The organism is Brevundimonas sp. T2-11, from assembly GCF_055397675.1.
On record NZ_AP027920.1, the window covers coordinates 1,245,105 to 1,268,625 of the forward strand.

Genomic DNA, 23,521 nt, shown 5'->3' on the forward strand with positions numbered 1-23,521 from the left:
GGCGATGATCGGCGCCATCGCCCTGCTGCTCGTCTGCCAACTGGCGGGCGAGGTGATCCACCGGCTGACGGGCCTGCCCCTGCCGGGGTCGGTGATCGGCATGGTGCTGTTGCTGGCATGGCTGGCCTTTGTGCCGAGGGAGCGGCTGACGCTGACCCAGGTGACAGGCTGGCTGACGGCGCACCTGTCGATCATGTTCGTGCCCGCCGCCGTCGGCCTGATGGAAGAGGGGGCGATCCTGTCGCGCTACGGCCTCGGCATCGTCGTGGCGGTGGCGGTCTCAACCCTGTTGACCCTGGCGGTGACGGCGCTGGTGTTCCGCGCCGTGGCGGGGCGCGACGAGCCAGAGCCTGAAGCCGAGCCAGAGATGGGGGAGGGCGCGTCGTGAGCGATCTGATCGCGACGCCTCTGCTGTGGCTGGCGGTGACGCTGGTGGTGTTCGAGGCGGCGGATATCCTGTCGCGGCGCAGCGGGCGCCATCCGCTGTGCCATCCGGTGCTGCTGGCCACGCCGGTGCTGATCGGCGTCTTGCTGGCGACGAAGACGCCCTATGCGACATACGCCGAGGCGACGCAGGTGCTGGGCTTCCTGCTGGGACCGGCGGTGGTGGGGCTGGCCGTGCCCATCTGGGCGCAGCGGGCGACGATCCGGCGGCTGGCGAAGCCGCTGGCTTGCGCCCTGCTGGCGGGGGCTGCGACGGCCATCGTCAGCGCCGTGGGCATTGTCTGGCTGTTCGGGGCGCCGCTTGAGATCATGGCCTCCATCGCCCCGCGCGCCACGACCACGCCGGTGGGGATGGCGGTGGCCTCTCAGCTGGGCGGGATACCGGCGCTGGCGGCGGTGATCGTGCTGATGTCGGGGGTGTTCGGGGCGATGACGGCGACGCCGCTGCTGAACCTGCTGAAGATCAGGGATTGGCGAGCCAGAGGCTTTGCGGTCGGTGTGTCGGCGCACGGATTCGGCGCGGCGCGGGCGTTTCAGGTGGATCAGACGGCGGGCGCCTTCGCCAGCCTGGGCATGGCGCTGAACGCGGTGGCGACGGCGACCATCCTGTCCATCGTGGCCAGTCTGATCTGAGGCGGGCCCCTTGAAATAAGGCCATACGGCGCCCATCTGAAGCGCGTCGGCGGATGCGCCGCCGACCCCCTCACATCAGAAGGAATGCGCGGATGAAGATGCGCAAGCTGGGCCGTAACGGCCCTGAGGTCTCGGCCGTGGGTCTGGGCTGCATGGGCATGAGCGCCTTTTACGGCGGCGCCGACGAGGCCCAATCCATAGCGGTGATCCACCGCGCCCTCGACCTGGGCGTCACCCTGTTCGATACGGCCGAGATGTACGGCCCTCACACCAATGAAGTCCTGCTGGGCAAGGCACTGAAGGGGCGCAGGGACGAGGCCTTCATCGCCACCAAGTTCGGCATCAACCGTCAGGCGGACGGCTCGGCGATCACGGACGGCTCGCCCGCCAATGTGCGCCGCGCGGTCGAGGGCAGCCTGATCCGGCTGGGCGTCGACCACATCGACCTCTATTACCAGCACCGCATCGACCCCAATACGCCGATCGAGGAGACGGTCGGGGCGATGGCTGAACTGGTGAAGGAGGGCAAGGTGCGCTTCCTGGGCCTGTCGGAGGCGGCGCCCGCCACCCTGCGCCGCGCCCACGCCGAGCATCCGATCACGGCGCTGCAGACCGAATATTCGCTGTGGAGCCGCGATCCGGAGGAAGAGCTGCTGGGCGTGGTGCGCGAACTGGGCATCGGTTTCGTGCCCTACAGCCCGCTGGGCCGGGGCTTCCTGTCGGGCGAGATCAAGTCGATCGACGACCTGGCGCCGGACGACTTCCGCAGGACCAATCCGCGTTTTGCAGGCGACAACTTCCAGAAGAACCTCGATCTGGTCGACGCGGTCGGCGCCATCGCGGCGGACAAGGGCGTGACGGCGGCGCAACTGGCCCTGGCCTGGGTGCTGGCGCAGGGGGAGGATCTGGTCCCCATCCCCGGCACGCGCCGCATCGCGACGCTGGAGCAGAACGCGGCGGCGGCGGATATCGTGCTGACGCCGGATGATCTGGCGCGGATCGAGGCCGTCTTCCCGCGCGGGGCGGCGGCGGGCGAGCGCTATGCGCCCGGCGGCATGAGCTCGCTGAACCGCTGATGTGAAAACGCCTCCCTCGCGATCGCGGGGGAGGCGTTTTTCGTTCAGGCTGTGCGCCTCGGCTACTGGATGCGGGTCCAGGTCTGGGTCTTGCACAGGGGGGCGACGATGCAGCCGCGCAGGCGCAAGGAATTGTCGTTGGTCATGGTGATGGTGCCGCGATAGGTGCCGCCGTCCGCCGGATTATAGACCGAGCCGCCGCGCCACTCGGTGGGGCCGCCGGTAAAGCCGCTGAGCATGGTCAGGCCGCGCAGGGGGCGGTTGCGCTGGCTGGCGTCCTTGTTGTGCTCGTCGCGGGCGTTGGGCTGGGCGCGGATGTGGTCCGAGGTCACCAGGGCGCCGCACAGGGCCTGACCGCAGCGGGTGATGCGGACCTGACCGCCGTTGGTGGGCGTCTGCCACAGGCCGGTGGGGTCGCCGGCGAGGGCGGGCGAGGCCAGGGCCGCAGCGACGACGGCGGCGGCCGCCAGGACGGAGAACTTCATCGGCGTATTCCTTCAGACGGATCGTTGAGCCGATCCTTGTCGATGAAGGGTGATACCGGTTTGGGTCTGAAACAAGGCCCAAATTCATGACATTCGCTCAATGATTACATGACCTTAGGTCAATGTTTGAGCGCGTTGGACGACTAAGGCGATGGATTTTGGGCGCTTTCCGCCATTCGTCAGGCGACGCGTGGTCGGCGCGGGCGCGAGCCGGCCGAGGAGCAGGGGCTGTAGCCGGCGGCGTGCAGGCGACCGAGGCTGACGCCGGTCGCGCCGGCGAGCGTGGCGGCGCAGGCGGCCCGATGCATTTGCAGCGCCTCCAGCGCGACCGAGGCGCAGGCGAAGGCGTCTTCGGCGGCGTCGTGGTGTTTGAACCGGATGCCCAGCTCGGCGCAAACGTTGTTCAGCTTGTGCGAGGCGAACTCCGGCCAGGTGATCTGGGCCAGCTTGACGGTGCAGAGGTAGTCGAACTCGGGATAGGTCAGGCCGTAGTGGTCGCAGGTCCCGCGGATGACGCTGACGTCGAAGGCGGCGTTGTGGGCCAGCACGGTGCGGCCCTGCAGGCGCGGGGCGATGGCGGCCAGGACCGCCGGGAATTCCTCGGCGTCCTCGACCTGCTCCGGGCCGATGCCGTGGAAGGCGATGTTGAAGCTGGCGAAGCGCATTCCCGGCGGGCGGATGTAGTGGTGCTCGACGGATTCGATGACGCCGTCGTTGATCCAGGCGAGGCCGATGGAGCAGGGGCTGGACCTCTGCTCGTTGGCGGTTTCGAAGTCTATGGCGACGGCGTGCATCAGGCGATCATAGTTCAGGCGATGAGGGCCAGCCACTCGTCCTCGGTCAGGACGGCGACGCCGTGTTTCTCGGCGTCCTTCAGCTTGGACCCGGCGCCGGGGCCGGCGACGACATAGTCGGTCTTCTTCGAGACCGAGCCCGAGACCTTGGCGCCCAGACTTTCGGCGCGGGCCTTGGCTTCGTCGCGGGTGAAGCGTTCCAGCGAGCCGGTGAAGACGACGGTCTTGCCCGCCACGGGGCTGTCGGTCGTCGGGGCGGCCACGTCCTCGACGGCATCCAGTTCGGCCAGCAGGGCGTCCATGACGGCCTGATTATGCGGCTCGTGGAAGAAGTGGGCCAGGGCTTCGGCGGCGACCGGCCCGACGCCAGAGACGCCCGCGATCTGGTTCAGGATCTCGGACGGGCCCTCGTTGCGCGCCACGGCGGCCCAGCGGGTCAGGTCGTTCCAACCTTCGGAGATTTCCGCCAGCGAGCGGCGGGCGGGGGCGGCCATGCCGGGGAAGGCGAGGGCGATCTTCTGATCCATCGGCGCCTCGGGCCAGGGATCGTCTGCGGGCGGCGTCGCCTCGGCCATCAGGGTCAGGACGCGGGTGGAGATGGCGTGGGTGGCGGCCAGCGTCTTCCAGTCGTCGCTGGCCAGACCATTGGAGGCGGCCATGCAGGCGTCCTTGAAGGCGGTCCAGCTGCCGAAGGCGCGCGACAGGACCAGCGAGGTCTGCTCGCCGATGTCGGGCACGCCCAGACCGAAGATCAGGCGGTCGAGGCTGATGGTGCGGCGGGCGTTGATTCCGGCGATCAGGTTGCGGACGCTGGTCTCGCCATAGCCGTCCTCGGCTCGCAGCAGGGCCAGCTTTTCCTCGTCGCGGGCGAGGCGGAAGATGTCCGCCGGTTCCTTGATCCAGCCGCGCGCGTGGAAGGCGATCAGCTGCTTTTCTCCAAGCCCTTCAATGTCAAAGGCGCGGCGGCTGACGAAGTGCTTTAACCGCTCGACGATCTGGGCGTCGCAGATCAGGCCGCCGGTGCAGCGGCGTTTGACCTCGTCGCCCTCGCGCACGGCCTCCGATCCGCAGACGGGGCAGACGTGGGGGAAGGCGAAGGGCACGGCGCCTTCGGGGCGCAGGTTTTCCACCACGCCGACGATCTGGGGAATGACGTCGCCGGCGCGTTGCAGGATGACGGTGTCGCCGATGCGCACGTCCTTGCGGGCGATCTCGTCCTCGTTGTGCAAGGTGGCGTTGCGCACCACGACGCCGCCGACGGTGACGGGGTGCAGGCGGGCGACGGGGGTCAGGGAGCCGGTGCGGCCGACCTGGATGTCGATGCCTTCCAGCACGGTCGTCGCCTGTTGCGCCGGGAACTTGTGAGCGATGGCCCAGCGGGGACTGCGGGCGATGAAGCCGAGGCGCTGCTGCCAGTCCAGCCGGTCGACCTTGTAGACCACGCCGTCGATGTCGTAGCCGAGACGGGCGCGGTCGGCTTCCAGTCCGCGATAGACGTCGATCAGGCCTTCGGCGCCCTCGACGCGGGTCGAGCGCTCGTTGACCTGGAAGCCCCATGCGCGGAAGGCCTCCAGTGCGCCGTGCTGCGTCTCGGCGAACGGGGCCGAGGTTTCGCCCCAGGCGTAGGCGAAGAAGGTCAGGGGGCGCAGGGCTGTGATCTTCGGATCCTTCTGGCGCAGCGAACCGGCGGCGAAGTTGCGCGGGTTGGCGTAGGTGCGGCGGCCTTCCGCTTCGGCGGCGGCGTTGAAGGCGTCGAAGGCGTCGTTGGGAGCATAGACCTCGCCGCGGATCTCGATGACGTCGGGCCAGCCCGAGCCGGTCAGGGTCTGGGGGATGGATGCGAGCGTGCGCAGGTTGGCGGTCACGTCTTCGCCGGTCTTGCCGTCGCCGCGCGTGGCGCCCTGGACCAGAACGCCCTTTTCATAGCGCAGGCTGGCGGACAGGCCGTCGATCTTGGGCTCGGCGACAAAGGCGATGGGTTCGTCGCCCGGTAGTTTCAGGAAGCGGGCGATGCGGGCCACGAAGTCGCGCACCTCGCCGTCGTCGAAGGCGTTGTCCAGCGACAGCATGGGCACGCCGTGGCGGACCTCGGCGAACTGGCTGGAAACCGGGGCGCCGACCCGTTGCGACGGCGAGACGGGGCTGGTCAGGGCGGGGAAGGCGGCTTCGATGGCCAGGGCGCGGCGCTTCAGCTCGTCGTAGTCGGCGTCGGAAATCTCGGGCGCGGCGTCGGCGTAGTAGAGGGCGTCGTGGCGGGCCAGTTCGGCCGACAGTTGCGCCAACTCCTCGCGGGCCTGGTCTTCGGTCAGGGTTTCGACGGGAGTTTCGGACATGGGAATCGCGCGGTCAGCCTTGTTCAGTCGCGCTGTTTAGCACCGGCGGCCACGAGATCGCAGCGTCCATGACAGAAACGTAATCTGACGCGACAAGCTTGGCCCGCTAGCGTCCCGCCGACTGATATTCCGGAGCCCTTCATGCGTCCTGTTCTCGCCAGCCTGACCGCCATCGCCGCCGCCCTGACGCTGGCCGCCTGTGAGACCACGACGCCCGAAGCGGATGCGACGGGTCCCGTCGCGGCGACCGCCGCCGACTATACTCAGCTGATGGACGACCTGCGCATCCTGTCGGCGGACGACATGCAGGGCCGCGACACGGGCTCGGAAGGCGGGGCCAAGGCCCGCGACTACATCGTCGGACGGCTGGAGGCCTTGGGCGTTCAGCCGTCGTCGATGGGGCGGTTGCAGCCGTGGGAGATGCAGGGCCGCACGCGCGAAGGCGTGAAGACCTTCAGCGGGACCAACATCATCGGCGTCATTCCGGGGACGCGCGTGGCGGACAAGTACATCGTGATCACGGCCCACTACGACCACGTGGGCGTCAATGACGGTCAGGTCTACAACGGCGCCGACGACAACGCCTCGGGCGTGGCGACCATGCTGGAACTGGCCAAACGGCTGAAGGCCAATCCGCCGGAGCATACCGTTCTGATCGTCGCCCTGGACGGCGAGGAGCGGGGGCTTCTGGGGGCCAAGCATTTCGTCGAGGCGCCGCCGGTGCCGCTGTCGTCGATCTCCATGAACCTCAACTTCGACATGACGGCGCGGGCCGACAGCGACGGCAAGCTGTGGGTCACCGGCACCTATCAGCATCCCTATTTCCGCCCGGTGCTGGAGCGGATCGCGCCGCGCGGGACGGTGTCGCTGGCCTTCGGCAAGGACACGCCCGAGGACAAGGGCGCCGACAACTGGGTCGAGGCCTCGGACCACGCCGCCTTCCACCGCGCGGGCCTGCCCTTCCTCTATTTCGGCGTGAACTATCATGCCGATTATCACCGCCCGAGCGACGACTTCGAGAAGATCGTGCCGGCCACCTTCCAGTCCTCGACCGAGCTGGCGATCGAGGGCTTCCGGGCCCTGGATCAGTGGCTGGATCAGTGATGAAGCGGGCGTTTGCCGTTGCGGCCCTGACCGGACTGCTGGCGCTGGCGGCCTGTGACCGACCGGCAAAGACGCCGGAGGCGCCGACGGCGGCGAAGGCGGCAGCCTTCAAGCACGACCTGCCTGAAGACGTATCCGGCTACTACCTGCCGACCGAGGAGGTGAGGGTCGACAACTGGCGGCTGCACCACGTCTTCATGGGGCAGGTCCCGGACTTCATCGCCTGGGAGGGCGGCCAGCATCCGGCGGGCTTTGCGCCGGTGATGATCGAGTTCGAGGACATGGTCGGCCCGCCGCTGGAAAGCGGGAACCGGCGTCGGCTGCGGCTGATTCCGGCGGGTTATGACGTGACCGAGGATCGGGTGCGGGTTCAGGCCCTGTCGGGAGGCCTGGGCGCGGTGTCGTTCGATGGGAAGCTCGACCAGGGGGCGCTGGCGACGGCGCGGCGCAATCTGGGAGACAGGGGCGTCGTCCTGACGGGGACGCTCAAGGTCGGAAACCGGACCTTCAACAAGGTATCGATGCGGTGGTGGGCGGGGGACTGATCCCTTCTCCTCCCCATGCAATGGGGAGGTGGCGCGGCGCGTTAGCGCCGTGACGGAGGGGCCGTTTCAAGCGTCGCAGCCCCTCCACCACTTTGTGGTCCCCCTCCCCACAGAGTGGGGAGGGGAAGATCCTCAGGCGACGGTCGCCTTGACGATCTTGCCCGGAGCGCGGGGCGGCTCGCCCTTGGGCAGGGCGTCGACATGGTCCATGCCTTCGATCACTTCGCCCCAGACGGTGTACTGTTTGTCCAGGAAACGGGCGTCGTCGAAGCAGATGAAGAACTGCGAGTTGGCGCTGTCGGGGTTGGCGGTGCGGGCCATCGAGCAGACGCCGCGGACGTGCGGCTCGGCCGAGAACTCCTGCTTCAGGTTCGGCTTGGACGAGCCCGAGGTGCCGGTGCCGGTCGGGTCGCCGCCCTGGGCCATGAAGCCCGGGATCACGCGGTGGAAGACGACGCCGTCATAGAAGCCTTCCGAAGCCAGGTCGGTGATCTGCTTGACGTGGTTCGGCGCCAGGTCGGGGCGCAGCTTGATCACGACGTTGCGCTCTTCGCCGTCGCCGGTGTCGAGGGTGAAGGTCAGGGTTTGGTCGGCCATGAGGCTCTCCTTGGGGTGGAAGGCTAGAATTATGCGCGGGTCATAGCGGCTGAACGCTGTCACGGCTATGTGGTAAGCATGACTGACGACGAAAAGCCCTCCGAGAAGCCGCCGGAACGCCGCCGGATGGTGCGCCCGCCCACGGGCGGCACCGCCGCCGGGCGCGGCCTGGGCCAGAAGATGAAGACGGCCGACACCAAGTCCATGTCGAGCCAGCAGTGGATCAAGCGCCAACTGTCGGACAAATGGTCCGAGCGGGCGCGGGCCGAGGGCTGGCGCAGTCGTGCGGCCTTCAAGCTGATCGAGATCGACGACCGGTTCCGCCTGATCAGGAAGGGTTCGCGCGTCATTGACCTGGGCGCGGCGCCGGGGGGTTGGGTGCAGGTGGCGCTGGATCGCGGCGCGGCGGCGGTGGCGGGCGTGGACCTGTTGATGATCGAGCCGGTCCCCGGCGCGACCCTGATTCAGGCCGACTTCACCCATCCGGGCGTGGACCAGCAACTGATCGACGCTATCGGCGGACGGCCGGATCTGGTGCTGTCGGACATGGCGCATAACACCGTGGGCCATCGCAAGACCGACCACCTGAAGATCATCGCCCTGATCGAGATCGCCGCTGACTTCGCCATCCGCACGCTGAAGCCGGGCGGGAACTTCGTGTCCAAGAACTTCCAGGGCGGCGACGCCGGGGGCGTGCTGGCCCGTCTGCGCGAGGAGTTCGAGACGGTGAAGTATGTGAAGCCGGAATCGAGCCGTAAGGGCAGCGCCGAGGTGTTTCTGGTGGCGCTGAACAAGAAGTAGGGCTCAGGCGACCGCCGCCTGTATCTCGGCCGACATCCTCGGGCTTGATCCGAGGATCGAGGCGGGCGGGATGGGCGTCTAGGTCGGTTCAGGCCGTCGCGGCTTGCGCCGCGCGTTGCGCCTTCCTGACCTCGATCCGTGTCCAGATGCGGTCGTGAAGTGTAAAGAAGACCGTTTGCACCAGGGGCTCGACCGTGCCGATGGCCAGGGCGATGCGCCAGTCGCGGGTCAGGGCGAAGGCCACCAGAACCGCCACGGTGAAGTGCATGACGCCATAGGTCACGGTCTTCAGCGCTACCTGCTTCAGGCTGCGCGGCAGGGCGTGGCTGTGGCCGTGATGGCCGTGGTGATTGTGCGCCCGGTTTTGCTCGTGGGCGTCCATCAGTTCCAGACGAGCGGTGAAGGCCTCGGCCGTCTCTTCGACGCCCGACAGCATCTTGCGGCGTTCGATCCGGTGCCAGACGCGATCGTGGATCGAATAGGCCACCGTCTGGAAGACGGGTTCGACCACGCCGACCGCCAGAGCGATGCGCCAGTCACGCGTCAGGGCGAAAGCCGTCAGGATCGCCACGATCAGGTGCATGGCGCCATAGCTCGCGATCTTGAGCGCGAGGCGACGGGCGGTGCTGATCAAGATGCGAACCATTATCGAAACATGTGGCGAGCGCGGCTCAGGTTCAAGGCAATTCCTCTTATTCTCAGCATAGCTCCCGCCTGGGGTTGCGGTTCCCCGGCATGGGGCGTTATACGCGGCCCGCAAAACGGAGACTCCCCCATGGAGATACGCGAAGGCCTCACCTTCGACGATGTTTTGCTCGAACCCGGCGCATCCGAGATCATGCCAGCGATGGCGGACGTCTCGACCCAGCTGACGCGCAGCATCAAACTGAACATCCCGCTGCTGTCGTCCGCCATGGACACGGTGACCGAAAGCCGGCTGGCCATCGCCATGGCGCAGGCCGGCGGTCTGGGCGTGCTTCATCGCAACATGACCATCGAGGAGCAGGCCGAGCAGGTCCGCGCCGTCAAGCGCTATGAAAGCGGCATGGTCATCAACCCGGTGACCGTCTCGCCCGACACGACCTTGGGCGAGGTTCGTCAGATCGTCGCCGCCAAGAAGATCACCGGCTTCCCGGTGGTCGATCCGGCGACGGGCAAGCTGGTCGGCATGCTGACCAACCGCGACATGCGTTTCGAAGGCGACCCGTCGATCAAGGCCTCGGCCCTGATGACGACCGGCGACCTGATCACCGTGCGCGAGGGCGCCGGTCGTGAAGAGGCCCGGAACCTGCTGCGCACCCGCAAGATCGAACGCGTCATCGTCGTCGACGAGGACTATCGCGCGGTCGGCCTGATCACGATGAAGGACATCGAGAAGGCCCAGGCCTTCCCGAACGCCGCCAAGGACGAGCAGGGTCGCCTGCTGGTCGGGGCCGCCTCGACGGTCGGCGACGCCGGCTACGAGCGGGCCATGGCCCTGGCGGAAGCCGGCGCCGACGTGGTGGTGATCGACACCGCCCACGGTCACTCGGCCTCGGTGGCCCAGGTGGTCGAGCGCATCAAGCGCGAGAACAACCGTCTGCAGATCATCGCCGGCAACGTCGCCACCTATGACGCCACCCGCGCCCTGATCGACGCGGGCGCCGACGCCGTGAAGGTCGGCATCGGCCCGGGCTCGATCTGCACCACCCGCATCGTCGCCGGCGTGGGCGTGCCGCAGCTGACGGCCATCATGGATTCGGCCCGCGCCGCCAAGGGCACGGGCGCCACGGTCATCGCCGACGGCGGCATCAAGTATTCGGGCGACATGGCCAAGGCCATCGCGGCCGGCGCCAGCGTCGCCATGATGGGCTCGATGTTCGCCGGCACCGACGAAAGCCCCGGCGAGGTCTTCCTGTATCAGGGCCGCAGCTACAAGTCTTACCGCGGCATGGGCTCGGTCGGCGCCATGGGCGCGGGTTCGGCGGATCGCTACTTCCAGAAGGAAGTCTCGTCCGAGAAGCTGGTGCCGGAAGGCATCGAGGGCCAGACCGCCTACAAGGGGCCGATAGCACCGGTCATCCACCAGATGGTCGGGGGGCTACGCGCCTCCATGGGTTACGTCGGCGGCGCGACGATCAAGGACTTCCAGGAACGCGCCCGTTTCGTGCGCATCACCAATGCGGGCCTGCGCGAAAGCCATGTCCACGACGTGATGATCACGCGCGAGGCGCCGAACTATCGTCAGGGCTGATCCCCTGATCCGCTCCCGGTCTTCGGATCGGGAGCGGTTTCGTTTTGACGGGTTGCGGAGGGCCGGGGCGTGACGACTGAACTGATCTATCTGGTCGCGACCCTGGTCCTGGCCCTGGTGCAGATACTTCTGCCCGCAGGCGCACGGACGCTGGAGTTCGGCGTCGGCTGGAACGCCGGGGCGCGGGATCGGACGCCGGAGTCGCATAACCCCGTCGTCGGTCGCCTCGAAAGAGCCCAGAGCAACCTCTATGAGACCCTGCCGCTGTTCATCGGCGCTGTCCTGATCGCCCACGTCACGGGTGCGGAGAGCGCCCTGACCCTGTGGGGCGTCGCCCTCTATTTCTGGGCGCGCGTCGCCTATGTTCCGCTTTACGCCCTTGGCGTGCCCTATATCCGGTCGCTGGTCTGGCTGGTCTCGCTCGCGGGACTGATCATGATCTTCACGGCCCTTTTCATCTGATCCGAGACCCGATTGACCCCTGCAGCCCGCCTCGCCGCCGCCGCCTCCGTCCTCGACAGTATCGCTCACAGCCGCCAGCCGGCCGAGGTGGTGCTGAAGGCCTGGAGCGCGGCCAACCGCTATGCGGGGTCCAAGGATCGTCGCGCCATCGCCGACCGCGTCTACAAGGTCATCCGGGCGCGTGGACGCCTGGTCTGGGCCATGGGCGGGCGTGAAGACGGCCGGGCCCTGGTCATCGGCTCGCTGTCGCTGATCGACGGCCTGCCGCTGGACGAGATCGAGGCCCTGCACTCGGGCGAGGGCTATGGCCCGCGTCCGCTGTCGAAGCAGGAGCGCGGCCGCATCGTGGTGACGCCCGGCGAACTGCCGGGCTGGGTCGCCGCGGGCCTGCCCGAGTTCGTGGTCGAGGACTTCAAGACGACCTTCGGCGACCGCTGGACCGAGGAAGCCCACGAACTGATGGCGCCGCGCGCGCCGATCGACCTGCGCGTCAACCTGGCCAAGACCACGGTTGCGGGCGTCGAGGCGGAACTGATCGAGGCCGGTCTGTCGCCCCAACGCACGCCGTGGTCGGCGGCGGGCCTGCGCCTGTCCGCCGAGCCGCCGCCGAACGTTCAGGCGCTGGAGGCCTTCAAACAGGGCCATATCGAAATTCAGGACGAAGGCAGTCAGGTCGCCTGCTGGCTGACGGGTGTTCAGCCCGGCATGACGGTCGTCGACTATTGCGCCGGCGGCGGCGGCAAGACCCTGGGTCTGGCCATGCTGGGTCAGCCGGTCGCGGCCAGGGCCGCCGCAGCCGAGGCGCCTGCCGCCCCGGTGGCCGTCTGGTCGCCGGTCGGCGGGGACGGGCAGGGGGCTGTGGTCCAGCCCAAGCCCAAGGCCAAGCCGGCCGAGATGGGCATCCGCCTGTTCGCCTATGACGTGGTGCAGAAGCGTCTGGACAACATCCGTCCGCGTCTGGCCCGCGCCGGCGTCACCGCCGACCTGCGCCTGCTGGGCCAGAACGGCGGCGGGGTCGAGGATCTGGTGCGTCAGGCCGACGTGGTGCTGGTGGACGCCCCATGCAGCGGCTCGGGCACCTGGCGTCGTCGTCCCGAGGACGCCTGGCGTCTGAAGTCCGCCGAGGTCGAGCGCCTGCACGCCCTGCAGGTCCAGATCCTGGGCCGCGCCGCCGAGCTGGTGAAGCCGGGCGGGCGTCTGATCTTCGTCACCTGCTCCATGCTGCGCGGCGAGAACGAGGCCACGGCGGACGCCTTTGAGGAAAACAACCCCGCCTTCGCCCCGGTCCCGGTGGCCGAGGCCCTGAAGGCGGCGAACCTGACCGATGCGGCGCGCGAGCGTCTGGGCGCGCTGGCCGAGGGGCATCGCCTGCGCCTGTCGCCGGCCTCGACCGGCACCGACGGCTTCTTCGCCGCCGTCTATGAGCGCACGGCATGAGCGACGGGCGCTCAGAGGACATCTACGGCCTGACGGTTCTGCCGGTCATGGCGGCGCCGGCGGAATACGGCGCGGCCTTGCAGGCGCGGATCACGCCCCTGATGACCGGCATCGGCCCGGTCGAGGGGGCCATCGCCCTGACCGCCGCCCTGACGCGGCTGGAGGCGGACGACGCCCTGCCGGACCTGATCGTGTCGCTGGGCTCGTGCGGATCGCGTGATCTGGAGCACGCGGCGGTCTATCAGGCCTCGTCGGTCAGCTACCGCGACATGGACGCCAGCCCCTTGGGCTTCGAGAAGGGCAGGACGCCGCTGCTGGACCTGCCCGCCGTCCTGCCTCTGCCTTGCCCCATCCCCGGCGTCCCGACCGCGACCCTGTCGACCGGCGCCAATGTCGTCTCGGGCGCCGCCTATGACGCCATCGACGCCGAGATGGTGGACATGGAGACCTTCGCCCTGCTGCGCGTGGCCCAGACCTTCGGCGTGCCTCTGGTGGCGCTGCGCGGGGTCAGCGACGGCAAGAGCGAACTGACCAAGCTGGAGGACTGGACCTCCACCCTGCATCTGGTCGACGCCAACCTGGCCGAGGCCTGGGATCGCCTGTCCGAGGTGCTGACGACGCAAGGTCTGGCCGCGCTGGCCGATGTGCCCGCCTCAAGACTTGATCCCGACGTCTTCACCCGTCAAGAACCTGCCCCATCAACGCCTGCTTCGGATTCTGAGCCCTCATGACCGCGCCCCACACGCATGAAGCCGTCCTGATCGTCGATTTCGGCAGTCAGGTGACCCAGTTGATCGCGCGTCGCTTGCGCGAAGCCGGCGTCTATTGCGAGATCCACCCGTTCAACAAGGCCGGCGAGGCGCTGAAGGCGGTGTCGCCCAAGGCCATTATCCTGTCGGGCGGCCCCAACTCCACGACCGACGCCGACAGCCCCAAGGCTGACCACGCCCTGTTCGAGGCGGGCGTGCCGGTCCTGGGCATCTGCTACGGCGAGCAGACCATCTGCGCCGAGCTGGGCGGCAAGGTCGAGAGCGGCCACCATCGCGAGTTCGGCCGCGCCGAGATCGTCATCACCCGCGAAAGCCCGCTGTTCGCTGGCATCGGCGCCGTCGATCACCGCGAGACGGTGTGGATGAGCCACGGCGACCGTGTCACCGCCATCCCCGAAGGCTTCCACGTCATCGCCACCTCGGAAGGCGCGCCCTTCGCCGCCATCGCCAATGAGGACAAGAAGATCTACGGCGTGCAGTTCCACCCGGAGGTGATGCACACCCCGCGCGGCGCCGTGATCCTGAAGAACTTCACCCATGGCATCGCCGGTCTGACCGGCGACTGGACCATGGCCGCCTATCGCGACGAGCAGATCGCCAAGATCCGCGAACAGGTCGGCTCGGCCAAGGTGGTCTGCGGCCTGTCGGGCGGGGTGGACAGCTCCGTCGCCGCCGTCCTGATCCACGAGGCCATCGGCGATCAGCTGACCTGCGTCTTCGTGGACACCGGCCTGCTGCGCAAGGACGAGGCCAAGCAGGTCACGGAACTGTTCCGCGAGCACTACAACATCCCGCTGGTGCATGTTGATGCGTCGAAGGAATTCCTCGGCGAACTGGCCGGGATTTCGGACCCGGAGACCAAGCGCAAGACCATCGGCCGCGTCTTCATCGAGATCTTCGACCGCGAGGCCGCCAGGATCGAAGGCGCCGAGTTCCTGGCCCAGGGCACCCTCTATCCCGACGTGATCGAGAGCGTCTCGGCCTCGGGCGGTCCCTCGGCGGTGATCAAGAGCCACCACAATGTCGGCGGCCTGCCGGACTTCATGAAGCTGAAGCTGGTCGAGCCGCTGCGCGAACTGTTCAAGGACGAGGTCCGCGCCCTGGGGCGCGAACTGGGCCTGACCGACGCCTTCGTCGGACGCCACCCCTTCCCGGGGCCGGGCCTGGCCATCCGCATCCCCGGCGATATCACGCCGGAAGCGGTCGCCACCCTGCAGGACGCGGACGCCATCTATCTGGAGGAAATCCGCAAGGCCGGTCTCTACGACGACATCTGGCAGGCCTTCGCCGTCCTGCTGCCGGTCAAGACGGTCGGCGTCATGGGCGACGCCCGGACCTATGAAAAGGTCCTAGCCCTGCGCGCCATCACCTCGACCGACGGCATGACCGCCGACTTCTACCAGTTCCCCTGGGACATCCTGGCCAAGACCGCCACGCGCATCATCAACGAAGTCCGCGGCGTCAACCGCGTCGTCTATGATGTCACGTCCAAGCCCCCCGGCACCATCGAGTGGGAATAATTCAGGCTTGCGATCTTTTTGAGCGCTGCCTCAAAATTGTTCAGCTAGGTTGCTGATTTCTAAGTCAAATGAGAGGCTCTTCGAATTCGAGGGGCCTCTTTTTTGTGCCCGAGCCGGACGCTGCTGCGTTAGTGGATCAGGGTTCGCCGTCGCCTTCGTGGATCAGCGTGGGGAATGGTCCTTATGCGCGCCTTATGCGTGCGGACGGCTTTCCGCATGGCTCCCTTACGCGCTTAGGGCGTCTCTTCCGGCTCTCAGTCGAGCTGGAGGTGTCGGCATGGCCGATGTGATTTTTCTGGCGATCGGCGGCGGGGCCTTTCTGTCCTTCGCCGCCCTCGCTGTTGCGTTGAAGAGGTTGTGACGATGGTGCTGAACGTCCTGTGGGGCGCCGGCGCTCTCGTCATCGCCGGCTACATGGTCGCGGCCCTGCTGCGCCCCGAGCGGTTCTGAGCGGAGCCGCTAACTCATGAATATTCAAGGATGGGCGGAAATCGCCCTGACCCTGGGTCTGGCCGTCGTGCTCGGCTGGCCGATCGGGGTCTATATGTCGCGCGTCTGGAACGGCGAGCGGATCTGGCTGGACCCGGTGCTGAAGCCGGTCGAGGGCCTCTTCTATCGCGCCGCCGGGGTGGACCCGAGCCGCAGCCAGGGCTGGCTGGGTTACGCCGGCGCCCTGCTGGCCTTCAACCTCGCGGGCTTCCTGCTGCTGTATGGCCTGTTGCGCCTGCAGGGCGTGCTGCCGATGAATCCGCAGGGGTTCGGCGGTCTCAGCCCGCATCTGGCCTTCAACACCGCCGTCAGCTTCGTCACCAACACCAACTGGCAGAGCTATGGCGGCGAGACCACCGTCTCGACCTTCAGCCAGATGGTCGGGCTGACGGTGCAGAACTTCGTCTCGGCGGCCACCGGCGCGACCATTGCGGCGGCGCTGGCGCGCGCTTTCCTGGCCGATCGCGGCGAGGGCGTCGGCAACTTCTGGGCCGACCTGACGCGCACCAGCCTCTATGTCCTGCTGCCCATCGCCTTCATCGTGTCGGTGGTTCTGGCTGGTTTGGGCGTGGTGCAGTCGCTGGCGGCCTCGGCTCAAGCGACGACGCTGGAGGGCGGATCGCAGACGATCAGCCTGTTCCCTACCGCCAGCCAGCTGGCCATCAAGCAGTTGGGCATCAACGGCGGCGGCGTGTTCAACGTCAACTCGGCCCATCCGCTGGAGAACCCGACGCCGCTGACCAATCTGATCACGGCGATCAGCATCAACGTGCTTGGCTGGGCGGCCTTCTTCGCCTTTGGCCGCAGCGTCCTGGCCAAGAAGGACGTGCGCGCCCTGGTGGTGGCGGCGGTCATCCTGCTCGGCGCGGCGGGTTCGGCTCTCTACGTCATCGAAAGCCAGCCGGCGCCCGCCCTGGTCGCCGCTGGGGTCGAGACGTCTGTCGGCAATATGGAAGGCAAGGAGGTCCGCTTCGGCGTGCCGTCTTCCGTCGCCTGGGCGGCCCAGACGACCGGCGCCTCCAACGGCTCGGTCAACTCCATGCACGCCAGCTACATGCCGCTGGGCGGGGCTGTGACCATGTTCCTGATGCAACTGGGCGAGATCCTGCCCGGCGGGATCGGTTCGGGCATCGCCGTCATGGTGTTGATGGCCATGCTGGCGGTCTTCGTGGCGGGCCTGATGGTCGGCCGCACGCCCGAATACCTGGGCAAGAAGATCGAGGCGCGCGAGATCCAGTTCGCCATGCTGGCGGTCCTGGTCGTGCCTCTGTCGGTGCTGGGCTTTTCGGCCGTCGCGGCGGTCCTGCCCGCAGCCCTGGCCGGACTGCTGAACAAGGGGCCGCACGGCCTGTCCGAGGTCCTCTACGCCTACACCTCGGCGACCGGCAACAACGGTTCGGCCTTCGCCGGTCTGACCGCCAACGCCCCCTGGTGGAACACCACCCTGGGTCTGGCCATGCTGCTGGGCCGGTTCGTGCCCGCCATCGCGGTTCTGGCCGTCGCCGGGGCGCTGGTGGCCAAGCCTCGTCTGGCGCCTTCGGTCGGCGCAATGCCCACCCATGGCCCGCTGTTCATCGGCCTGCTGATCGGGGTGATCCTGATCCTCGGCGGCCTGCAGTTCTTCCCCGCACTCTCCCTGGGTCCGATCGTGGAGCATTTCGACATGCTTCAGGTCGTGGCCCGGTTCTGATCGGATAATCCCATGACTCAAGTCACGCTCGATCCGTCGAGCTCCCGGTCTTCTGCGCCCATCGCGGGCGGGCTGACCGGGGCCATGCTCGGCCGGGCGCTCGGCGACGCCGTCGTCAAGCTGAACCCGACCAGGCTGCTCAGAAACCCGGTGATCTTCGCCACCTGGATCGTCGCGGCTCTGGCCACCGTCTCTGCGGTCGCCGCCGTGGCGACGGGGCAGGCGGCAGGTTTCGCCATCCAGTTGGCCCTGTGGCTGTGGGCCACGGTCCTGTTCGCCAACGTCGCGGAAAGCATCGCCGAAGGGCGCGGCAAGGCGGCGGCCGACAGCCTGCGCGCCGCCCGCGTCACCACCAAGGCCAAGCTGATCGTCGACCCCAAGACCGGCACGCTTGTTCCGACCCCGGCGCATGAGCTGGAGATCGGCGCCATCGTCCTGGTCGAGGCCGGGGACGTCATTCCCTCGGACGGCGAGATCGTCGAGGGCGTCGCCTCGGTCAATGAGGCCGCCATCACCGGCGAGAGCGCCCCCGTCATCCGCGAAAGCGGCGGCGACCGCTCGGCCGTCACCGGCGGCACCACCGTGGTGTCGGACTGGATCAAGGTGCGCATCACCTCGGCCCCTGGCTCGACCTTCCTTGACCGTATGATCGCCATGGTCGAGGGCGCGGACCGTCGCAAGACGCCGAACGAACTGGCCTTGTCGGTGCTGCTGGCCGGTCTGACCCTGGTCTTCCTGATCGCGGTGGCGTCTCTGCTGGGCCTCGGCGCCTATTCGGGGATCAAGCTGGATCCCATCGTGCTGGGCGCCCTGTTCATCACCCTGATCCCCACGACGATCGGGGGCCTGCTGTCCGCCGTCGGCATCGCCGGCATGGACCGGTTGCTGAAGGTGAATGTTCTGGCCACCTCGGGCCGCGCGGTGGAGGCGGCAGGCGACGTCGACACCCTGCTGCTCGACAAGACCGGCACCATCACCTTCGGCAACCGCATGGCGACCGAGGTCATCCCCGCGCCGGGCGTGCGTCCCGAGGCGGCGATGCGGGCGGCGGTCATGGCCTCCCTGGCCGATGAGACGCCGGAGGGCCGCTCCATCGTCGAACTGGGCCACAACGCCGGGGTGACGGGCGATCTGCCGGAAGGGGCCAAGACCATCCCCTTCACCGCTGTGACCCGCCAGTCAGGCCTCGAAGCCGATGGCCGATCGTGGCGCAAGGGGGCGGTGGACGCGGTGCTCAAGGCGCTGGGCGTGGCCGAAAGCGCCGCCCCGGCCGAGTTCCGCGCCGCAGTGGATCGCATCGCCCGTTCGGGCGGCACGCCCCTGGCTGTGGTCGAAAACGACGCACTGGTTGGCGTCATCCACCTGAAGGACGTGGTCAAGCCGGGGGTGAAGGCGCGCTTCGCCGACCTGCGCCGCATGGGCCTGCGCACCGTCATGATCACCGGCGACAACCCGGTGACGGCGGCGGCCATCGCGTCGGAGGCCGGGGTCGACGATTTCCTGGCCGAAGCGACGCCCGAGGACAAGATGCGCCTGATCAAGGCCGAACAGGCCAAGGGGCGTCTGGTCGCCATGTGCGGCGACGGGGCCAACGACGCGCCCGCCCTGGCTCAGGCCGATGTCGGCGTGGCCATGCAGACCGGGGCCCAGGCCGCCCGCGAGGCCGGCAACATGGTCGATCTGGACTCGGACCCCACCAAGGTCATCGAGATCGTCGAGGTCGGCAAGCAACTGCTGATCACCCGCGGCGCCCTGACCACCTTCTCGATCGCCAACGACGTGGCCAAATACTTCGCCATCATCCCGGCCATGTTCGTGGTCGGCCTGCCGTCGCTGGCGGCGCTGAACGTGATGCAGCTGTCCAGCCCGGAAAGCGCCATCCTCTCGGCGGTCATCTTCAACGCCCTGGTCATCATCGCCCTGATCCCGCTGGCGCTGCGCGGGGTGAAGTATCGCGCTGTGGGGGCCGGAAAGCTGCTGGGCCGCAACCTGCTGATCTACGGCCTGGGCGGTCTGACCGCGCCCTTCGTCGGCATCAAGCTCATCGACATCGTCATCTCCGCCCTCGGCCTGGCCTGAGGGGAAGGAAAGCATCATGCGTAAACGCAACTCCACCAAGGTTTCGGGCGCCAACGACGCCCTGTTCGGCGGCGCCTGCCTGGTCGCCATCATCGCCCTGGGCCTGTGCAGCAGCCCGGCCGAGGCCCAGGAAAAAGCCGGACCTGACGTCGCCTTCAACGCCGCCGTCGCCAGCGACTATGTCTTCCGCGGCGTCAGCCAGACCGAGAGCGATCCGGCCGTCTCGGCCGGGGTCGATGTCACGCAAGGTCTGTTCTACGCCGGGGCCTGGGCCGGCAACGTCTCCTTCGCCGGTGACGGCGACACCGACGCCGAGATCGACCTCTACGCCGGCGTCCGGCCCGAGTTCGGCGGCTTCAACTGGGACTTCGGCGTGGTCAGCTATTTCTACGCGGGCCAGCCGGACGGCGCCGACTACGACTATGTCGAGCTGAAGGCCGCAGCCTCGCGCGCCGTCGGCCCGGCGACCCTGGGGGCGGCGATCTACTACTCGCCTGACTTCTTCGGCGCTTCCGAGGACGAGGCGACCTACGCCGAGATTAACGGCGCGATCAGCCCGGCCGACAAGTGGACGATTTCGGCGGCGGTGGGGCGTCAGTGGGTGTCGTCCGATTTCGACTACACCACCTGGAACCTGGGCGCGGCCTGGCAGATGACCGACCATCTGGCGCTGGACGTCCGCTATTTCGACACCGACGAACACGGCTTCGGCGACGCCTATGACAGCCGCGCCGTGGCCAGCTTGAAGGCGGTCTTCTGATGCTGAACCACATCCGTCCGGCGATCGTGATGATCGTCCTGTTCACCGGCGTTCTGGGCGTCGCTTATCCGTTCGCGGTGACGGGCGTGGCCCAGGCCGCCTTCTCGGAGCAGGCCGACGGCAGCCTGGTCCGGGACAAGGTCGGCAAGGTCGTCGGCTCGGCCCTGGTCGGTCAGAACTTCGCCGAGCCGGGCTATCTGCATCCGCGTCCCTCGGCGGCGGGCGACGGCTATGATGCTGCCGCCTCGTCGGGCTCCAACCTCGGTCCGCTGAACTCGGACCTGATCGCGCGGGTGAAGACGGACGCCGATGCGCTCAGGGCTGATATCGGAACGGCGGCGGTTATCCCCGCCGACGCCGTGACGACCTCGGCTTCGGGCCTCGACCCGCATATCTCTCCGGCCTACGCTGAGCTGCAAATCGCCCGCATCGCCAGCGCGCGCGGGGTAGGGGAGGCGCAGGTGCGCGAGGTGGTTGAACAGCACGTCGAGGGCCGAACGTTCGGGGTGCTGGGCCAGCCGCGCGTCAATGTGCTGCTGACCAATATGGCGCTGGACGCCCGCTTCTCGCGTCCCGCTTCGGAGGGCTGATGGCGCCGTCTGTCGTCCCGACGATCAAAACCCCGGCCGCCCCGCGCAAGCGTGGGCGGCTGAAGGTTTTTCTGGGCATGTCGCCCGGGGTCGGCAAGACCTATGAGATGCTGCGCGCCGCCCGCCGCCGAAAGGCCGAGGGCGAGGATGTGATCGTCGGCGTGGTCGAGACGCACGGCCGCAAGGAGACCATGAGCCTGCTGCGCGGGCTGGAGGTCATGGCCCGCAACCCCATCGCCTATCGCGAACGGACCCTGCTGGAGTTCGACATCGATGCGGCCATCGCGCGCCGCCCGAACCTGCTGCTGGTCGACGAATACGCCCATTCCAACGCCCCCGGCTCGCGCCATCCGAAGCGCTGGCAGGACGTGGAGGAGATTCTTGAAACCGGGATCGACGTCTGGACCACGCTGAACGTCCAGCATCTGGAGAGCCTGTCGGACGTGGTGCTGCGCATCACCGGCGTGCGCCAGCGCGAGAGCGTGCCCGACAGCGCTCTGTCGCGCGCCGATGACATCGAATTGGTGGACATCACCCCCGAGGAGCTGCGCAAGCGGCTGGCCGAGGGCAAGGTCTATGTGCCCGAGACGGCGCGGCTGGCGTCGGACAACTTCTTCAAGGTCGAGAACCTGACGGCCCTGCGCGAGCTGGCCCTGCGCCGCGCGGCCCAGACGGTGGACGACCAGTTGACCGCCCGCCTGCGCGAACAGGGGGCGGCCGGGCCGTGGGCGGCGGGCGAGCGGATTCTCGTGCTGGTGGCGGGCGACGCCATGGCCGCCCCCCTGGTCCGCACGGGGCGGCGGCTGTCCGACATGATGATGGACGCGCCCTGGACCGTGGCCCACGTCGACCGGCCCTCCAGCGCGCGCCACGGCGTCGGCTCGGCGGGCAAGCTGTCTGATGCGCTGAAACTGGCCGAGCAACTGGGCGGGCGCACCGTAGTTCTGTCCGGCGACGACCTGGTGCGCGCGGTCATGGATCACGCCCACAACAACCATGTCACCCAGATCGTGCTGGCCAAGGGACGCGACAGTCGCCTGTCGGAATGGCTGGGCCGGTCGCTGGCCGCCGAGCTGTTGCGTCAGGCGCGCGGCGTCGCCGTCCACGTCATCACCGACGGCGCCGATCTGGAAGAGAAGACGCTGCGCGAGCCGCGCCTGCGCCTGACCGGAGGCTGGCGCGGCTATGCCGTCGGGGCGGCCTTCGTGGTGGCCGCCACCGGCCTGGCGCTGGCGCTGGACCGGACGTTCGAGCGGGCCGATCTGGGCGTCATCTATCTGTCGGCGGTGCTGGCGGCGGGGGTGCTATATGGCTTGCGTCCGGCGCTGGCCGCGGCGACGGTCGCCTTCCTGACCTACAACTTCCTGTTCCTGCAGCCGAAATACAGTTTCGCCATCGGCTCGCCCACCGACGTCCTGACCCTGATCGTCTTCTGGGCCGTGGCCCTGACGACGGGCTTTCTGGCGGGGCGGGTGCGCGAGCAGGCGAAGGCGGCGCAAGGGCGCGCCTCGGCCGTCTCGGCCCTGCTGGCCGCCAGCCAGAGGCTGACTGGCGTGGGCGACCGTGCGGCCGCCGCGCGAATTCTGGCCGAGCAGACGGCGGCGGCGGCCGGAGCCGGGGCCGTGGTCCTGCTGCCGGTCGAAGGGGAACTGAGCCTGACCGCCGGAGCGCCGGGCAAGCCGGAACTGGGCGCCGAGGCCATGGCCGCCGCGCGCTGGGCCTGGGAGAAGGGCGAACCCGCCGGCCACGGCACCGGCACCCTGCCGCAGGCGCGCTGGACCTTCCGTCCCTTGCAGGGCGTCCGCGACCGGGCGGGCGTGGCGGGGATCGAGGCGGCGGCCCTGCCGCCTGGGTCAGACGAAGAGAAGCTGGCCCTGGCCCTGCTGGATCAGGGCGCCGTGGCGGTCGAACGCGCCGACCTGGCCGGCCAAGCGGTCGAGACGGAGACCCTGCGCCGCACCGACCGTTTTCGCGGCGCGCTGATGAACTCGGTCAGCCATGACCTGCGGACGCCCCTGTCCACCGTGCTGGGCGCTTCGACCACTCTGATCGACCTGGGCGACAAGCTGAAACCGGCGGTTCGCGCCGACCTGTTGCTGTCGATCCGCGAGGAGGCAGAGCGCCTCAGCCGCTATGTCGGCGACCTGCTGGACATGACCCGGCTGGAGGGCGGCGGGTTGAACATTCGCGCCGACTGGGTCGACGTGCGCGACGTGCTGAACGCGGCGGGCAGGCGGGTGGCGCGGCGTCTGGGGCAGCGGACGATGACCCGCGACTTCCCGGCCCAACTCAGCCTGGTCATGGTCGATCAGGGGCTGCTGGAGCAGGCGCTGGTCAACATCCTTGAGAACGCCATCGCCTACAGCCCCGACGGCTCGACCGTCGAACTGGCCGCCTATGAGGACCGAGGCTCCGTGGTCATCTCCATCGAGGACGAGGGCAAGGGCATCCCGACCGCCGAGTTGGAGCGTGTCTTCGACAAGTTCCGCCGCATGGAAGAGCCGTCGGATCGCACCAAGGGGGCTGGTCTGGGGCTGGCCATCGCCAAGGGCTTCGTCGAGGCCATGAACGGCCGCATCGCCGCCGCCAGCCCCATTCAGGACGGAAAAGGCACCCGCATCCTGATCAGCCTGCCCAAGGCCGTCGCCACGCATCCGAGCCTGCTTTAGGATTCGTCGC

Annotated in this window: 22 protein-coding genes; 17 read left to right on the forward strand and 5 right to left on the reverse strand. The window is 68.3% G+C overall.

Annotation, left to right across the window (positions count from 1 at the left end):
* Positions 1-4: 4 nt before the first annotated feature.
* From ACZ5XO_RS06280 to ACZ5XO_RS06290, 3 genes are all read left to right on the forward strand, one after another.
* Entirely contained in the window at positions 5-388 is a 384-nt protein-coding gene (locus ACZ5XO_RS06280) for a CidA/LrgA family protein (RefSeq protein ID WP_464164412.1), read from the forward strand.
* Positions 385-1,077, forward strand: a complete 693-nt coding sequence (locus tag ACZ5XO_RS06285; RefSeq protein ID WP_464164413.1) for an LrgB family protein — start codon at positions 385-387, stop codon at positions 1,075-1,077. The genes ACZ5XO_RS06280 and ACZ5XO_RS06285 overlap by 4 nt, the downstream gene beginning before the upstream one ends.
* A gap of 92 nt (positions 1,078-1,169) precedes the next feature.
* Positions 1,170-2,153, forward strand: a complete 984-nt coding sequence (locus ACZ5XO_RS06290) for an aldo/keto reductase (RefSeq protein ID WP_464164414.1) — start codon at positions 1,170-1,172, stop codon at positions 2,151-2,153.
* Between the two features lie 62 nt (positions 2,154-2,215).
* Here the strand turns inward: ACZ5XO_RS06290 and ACZ5XO_RS06295 are convergent, their stop codons facing one another.
* The 3 genes from ACZ5XO_RS06295 to ligA all read right to left on the reverse strand — a co-directional run bounded on the left by ACZ5XO_RS06295 (position 2,216) and on the right by ligA (position 5,765).
* Complete coding sequence (locus ACZ5XO_RS06295; protein ID WP_464164415.1) at positions 2,216-2,638, reverse strand: DUF2147 domain-containing protein; 423 nt, start codon at positions 2,636-2,638, stop codon at positions 2,216-2,218.
* Positions 2,639-2,817: 179 nt separating this feature from the next.
* Positions 2,818-3,468 carry a 3'-5' exonuclease gene (locus ACZ5XO_RS06300; protein WP_464164416.1) on the reverse strand — a complete coding sequence of 217 codons (651 nt, stop codon included), beginning with the start codon at positions 3,466-3,468 and terminating at the stop codon, positions 2,818-2,820.
* Positions 3,447-5,765: an NAD-dependent DNA ligase LigA gene (gene ligA / locus ACZ5XO_RS06305; RefSeq protein WP_464164417.1), complete on the reverse strand. Its 2,319-nt coding sequence runs from the start codon at positions 5,763-5,765 to the stop codon at positions 3,447-3,449. The genes ACZ5XO_RS06300 and ligA overlap by 22 nt, the downstream gene beginning before the upstream one ends.
* Before the next feature lie 141 nt (positions 5,766-5,906).
* On the opposite strand from ligA, the gene ACZ5XO_RS06310 reads away from it, so the two are divergent.
* Positions 5,907-6,869 (forward strand): M20/M25/M40 family metallo-hydrolase, encoded by a 963-nt coding sequence (locus ACZ5XO_RS06310; RefSeq protein ID WP_464164418.1) that lies wholly within the window; start codon positions 5,907-5,909, stop codon positions 6,867-6,869.
* Complete coding sequence (locus tag ACZ5XO_RS06315) at positions 6,869-7,414, forward strand: hypothetical protein (protein ID WP_464164419.1); 546 nt, start codon at positions 6,869-6,871, stop codon at positions 7,412-7,414. Before ACZ5XO_RS06310 ends, ACZ5XO_RS06315 begins: the two co-directional genes overlap by 1 nt.
* A 132-nt stretch (positions 7,415-7,546) precedes the next feature.
* On the opposite strand, the gene ACZ5XO_RS06320 is transcribed toward ACZ5XO_RS06315, so the two are convergent.
* Complete coding sequence (locus ACZ5XO_RS06320) at positions 7,547-8,011, reverse strand: peptidylprolyl isomerase (protein WP_464164420.1); 465 nt, start codon at positions 8,009-8,011, stop codon at positions 7,547-7,549.
* Positions 8,012-8,089: 78 nt separating this feature from the next.
* Between ACZ5XO_RS06320 and ACZ5XO_RS06325 the strand changes: the two genes are divergently transcribed.
* Positions 8,090-8,812, forward strand: a complete 723-nt coding sequence (locus ACZ5XO_RS06325; protein ID WP_464164421.1) for an RlmE family RNA methyltransferase — start codon at positions 8,090-8,092, stop codon at positions 8,810-8,812.
* 88 nt (positions 8,813-8,900) lie between these two features.
* On the opposite strand, the gene ACZ5XO_RS06330 is transcribed toward ACZ5XO_RS06325, so the two are convergent.
* Positions 8,901-9,446 carry a DUF2061 domain-containing protein gene (locus tag ACZ5XO_RS06330; protein WP_464164422.1) on the reverse strand — a complete coding sequence of 182 codons (546 nt, stop codon included), beginning with the start codon at positions 9,444-9,446 and terminating at the stop codon, positions 8,901-8,903.
* A 141-nt stretch (positions 9,447-9,587) separates the two neighbouring features.
* On the opposite strand from ACZ5XO_RS06330, the gene guaB reads away from it, so the two are divergent.
* The 11 genes from guaB to ACZ5XO_RS06385 all read left to right on the forward strand — a co-directional run bounded on the left by guaB (position 9,588) and on the right by ACZ5XO_RS06385 (position 23,511).
* A complete protein-coding gene (gene guaB / locus ACZ5XO_RS06335) occupies positions 9,588-11,045 on the forward strand; it encodes an IMP dehydrogenase (protein ID WP_464164423.1) in 1,458 nt (485 codons plus the stop codon).
* 69 nt (positions 11,046-11,114) lie between these two features.
* Positions 11,115-11,507: an MAPEG family protein gene (locus ACZ5XO_RS06340; protein ID WP_464164424.1), complete on the forward strand. Its 393-nt coding sequence runs from the start codon at positions 11,115-11,117 to the stop codon at positions 11,505-11,507.
* 12 nt (positions 11,508-11,519) lie between these two features.
* Complete coding sequence (locus tag ACZ5XO_RS06345) at positions 11,520-12,944, forward strand: RsmB/NOP family class I SAM-dependent RNA methyltransferase (RefSeq protein WP_464164425.1); 1,425 nt, start codon at positions 11,520-11,522, stop codon at positions 12,942-12,944.
* Positions 12,941-13,675: a 5'-methylthioadenosine/S-adenosylhomocysteine nucleosidase gene (locus ACZ5XO_RS06350; RefSeq protein WP_464164426.1), complete on the forward strand. Its 735-nt coding sequence runs from the start codon at positions 12,941-12,943 to the stop codon at positions 13,673-13,675. Before ACZ5XO_RS06345 ends, ACZ5XO_RS06350 begins: the two co-directional genes overlap by 4 nt.
* On the forward strand, positions 13,672-15,234 hold the full coding sequence (gene guaA, locus ACZ5XO_RS06355; protein WP_464164427.1) for a glutamine-hydrolyzing GMP synthase: 1,563 nt from the start codon (positions 13,672-13,674) through the stop codon (positions 15,232-15,234). The genes ACZ5XO_RS06350 and guaA overlap by 4 nt, the downstream gene beginning before the upstream one ends.
* 363 nt (positions 15,235-15,597) lie before the next feature.
* A complete protein-coding gene (locus ACZ5XO_RS06360) occupies positions 15,598-15,684 on the forward strand; it encodes a potassium-transporting ATPase subunit F (protein ID WP_366871977.1) in 87 nt (28 codons plus the stop codon).
* A gap of 16 nt (positions 15,685-15,700) precedes the next feature.
* On the forward strand, positions 15,701-17,413 hold the full coding sequence (kdpA, locus tag ACZ5XO_RS06365) for a potassium-transporting ATPase subunit KdpA (protein WP_464164428.1): 1,713 nt from the start codon (positions 15,701-15,703) through the stop codon (positions 17,411-17,413).
* A gap of 12 nt (positions 17,414-17,425) precedes the next feature.
* Positions 17,426-19,492: a potassium-transporting ATPase subunit KdpB gene (gene kdpB, locus ACZ5XO_RS06370; RefSeq protein ID WP_464164429.1), complete on the forward strand. Its 2,067-nt coding sequence runs from the start codon at positions 17,426-17,428 to the stop codon at positions 19,490-19,492.
* A 16-nt stretch (positions 19,493-19,508) separates the two neighbouring features.
* Entirely contained in the window at positions 19,509-20,252 is a 744-nt protein-coding gene (locus ACZ5XO_RS06375) for a TorF family putative porin (RefSeq protein WP_464164430.1), read from the forward strand.
* A complete protein-coding gene (gene kdpC, locus ACZ5XO_RS06380) occupies positions 20,252-20,842 on the forward strand; it encodes a potassium-transporting ATPase subunit KdpC (RefSeq protein ID WP_464164431.1) in 591 nt (196 codons plus the stop codon). The genes ACZ5XO_RS06375 and kdpC overlap by 1 nt, the downstream gene beginning before the upstream one ends.
* Positions 20,842-23,511, forward strand: coding sequence for a DUF4118 domain-containing protein (locus ACZ5XO_RS06385; protein ID WP_464164432.1), 2,670 nt, complete (start codon positions 20,842-20,844; stop codon positions 23,509-23,511). The genes kdpC and ACZ5XO_RS06385 overlap by 1 nt, the downstream gene beginning before the upstream one ends.
* Positions 23,512-23,521 lie beyond the last annotated feature (10 nt).

Excerpts from the sequence above, each read along its gene's own strand:
- guaB (WP_464164423.1), top strand. The coding sequence starts at position 9,588 with ATGGAGATACGCGAAGGCCTCACCTTCGACGATGTTTTGCTCGAACCC.
- ligA (WP_464164417.1), bottom strand. The coding sequence starts at position 5,765 with ATGTCCGAAACTCCCGTCGAAACCCTGACCGAAGACCAGGCCCGCGAG.
- ACZ5XO_RS06315 (WP_464164419.1), top strand. The coding sequence starts at position 6,869 with ATGAAGCGGGCGTTTGCCGTTGCGGCCCTGACCGGACTGCTGGCGCTG.
- guaA (WP_464164427.1), top strand. The coding sequence starts at position 13,672 with ATGACCGCGCCCCACACGCATGAAGCCGTCCTGATCGTCGATTTCGGC.
- ACZ5XO_RS06295 (WP_464164415.1), bottom strand. The coding sequence starts at position 2,638 with ATGAAGTTCTCCGTCCTGGCGGCCGCCGCCGTCGTCGCTGCGGCCCTG.
- ACZ5XO_RS06310 (WP_464164418.1), top strand. The coding sequence starts at position 5,907 with ATGCGTCCTGTTCTCGCCAGCCTGACCGCCATCGCCGCCGCCCTGACG.
- ACZ5XO_RS06360 (WP_366871977.1), top strand. The coding sequence starts at position 15,598 with ATGGTGCTGAACGTCCTGTGGGGCGCCGGCGCTCTCGTCATCGCCGGC.
- ACZ5XO_RS06290 (WP_464164414.1), top strand. The coding sequence starts at position 1,170 with ATGAAGATGCGCAAGCTGGGCCGTAACGGCCCTGAGGTCTCGGCCGTG.
- ACZ5XO_RS06280 (WP_464164412.1), top strand. The coding sequence starts at position 5 with ATGATCGGCGCCATCGCCCTGCTGCTCGTCTGCCAACTGGCGGGCGAG.
- ACZ5XO_RS06350 (WP_464164426.1), top strand. The coding sequence starts at position 12,941 with ATGAGCGACGGGCGCTCAGAGGACATCTACGGCCTGACGGTTCTGCCG.
- kdpB (WP_464164429.1), top strand. The coding sequence starts at position 17,426 with ATGACTCAAGTCACGCTCGATCCGTCGAGCTCCCGGTCTTCTGCGCCC.
- kdpA (WP_464164428.1), top strand. The coding sequence starts at position 15,701 with ATGAATATTCAAGGATGGGCGGAAATCGCCCTGACCCTGGGTCTGGCC.
- ACZ5XO_RS06320 (WP_464164420.1), bottom strand. The coding sequence starts at position 8,011 with ATGGCCGACCAAACCCTGACCTTCACCCTCGACACCGGCGACGGCGAA.
- kdpC (WP_464164431.1), top strand. The coding sequence starts at position 20,252 with ATGCTGAACCACATCCGTCCGGCGATCGTGATGATCGTCCTGTTCACC.
- ACZ5XO_RS06385 (WP_464164432.1), top strand. The coding sequence starts at position 20,842 with ATGGCGCCGTCTGTCGTCCCGACGATCAAAACCCCGGCCGCCCCGCGC.
- ACZ5XO_RS06325 (WP_464164421.1), top strand. The coding sequence starts at position 8,090 with ATGACTGACGACGAAAAGCCCTCCGAGAAGCCGCCGGAACGCCGCCGG.
- ACZ5XO_RS06375 (WP_464164430.1), top strand. The coding sequence starts at position 19,509 with ATGCGTAAACGCAACTCCACCAAGGTTTCGGGCGCCAACGACGCCCTG.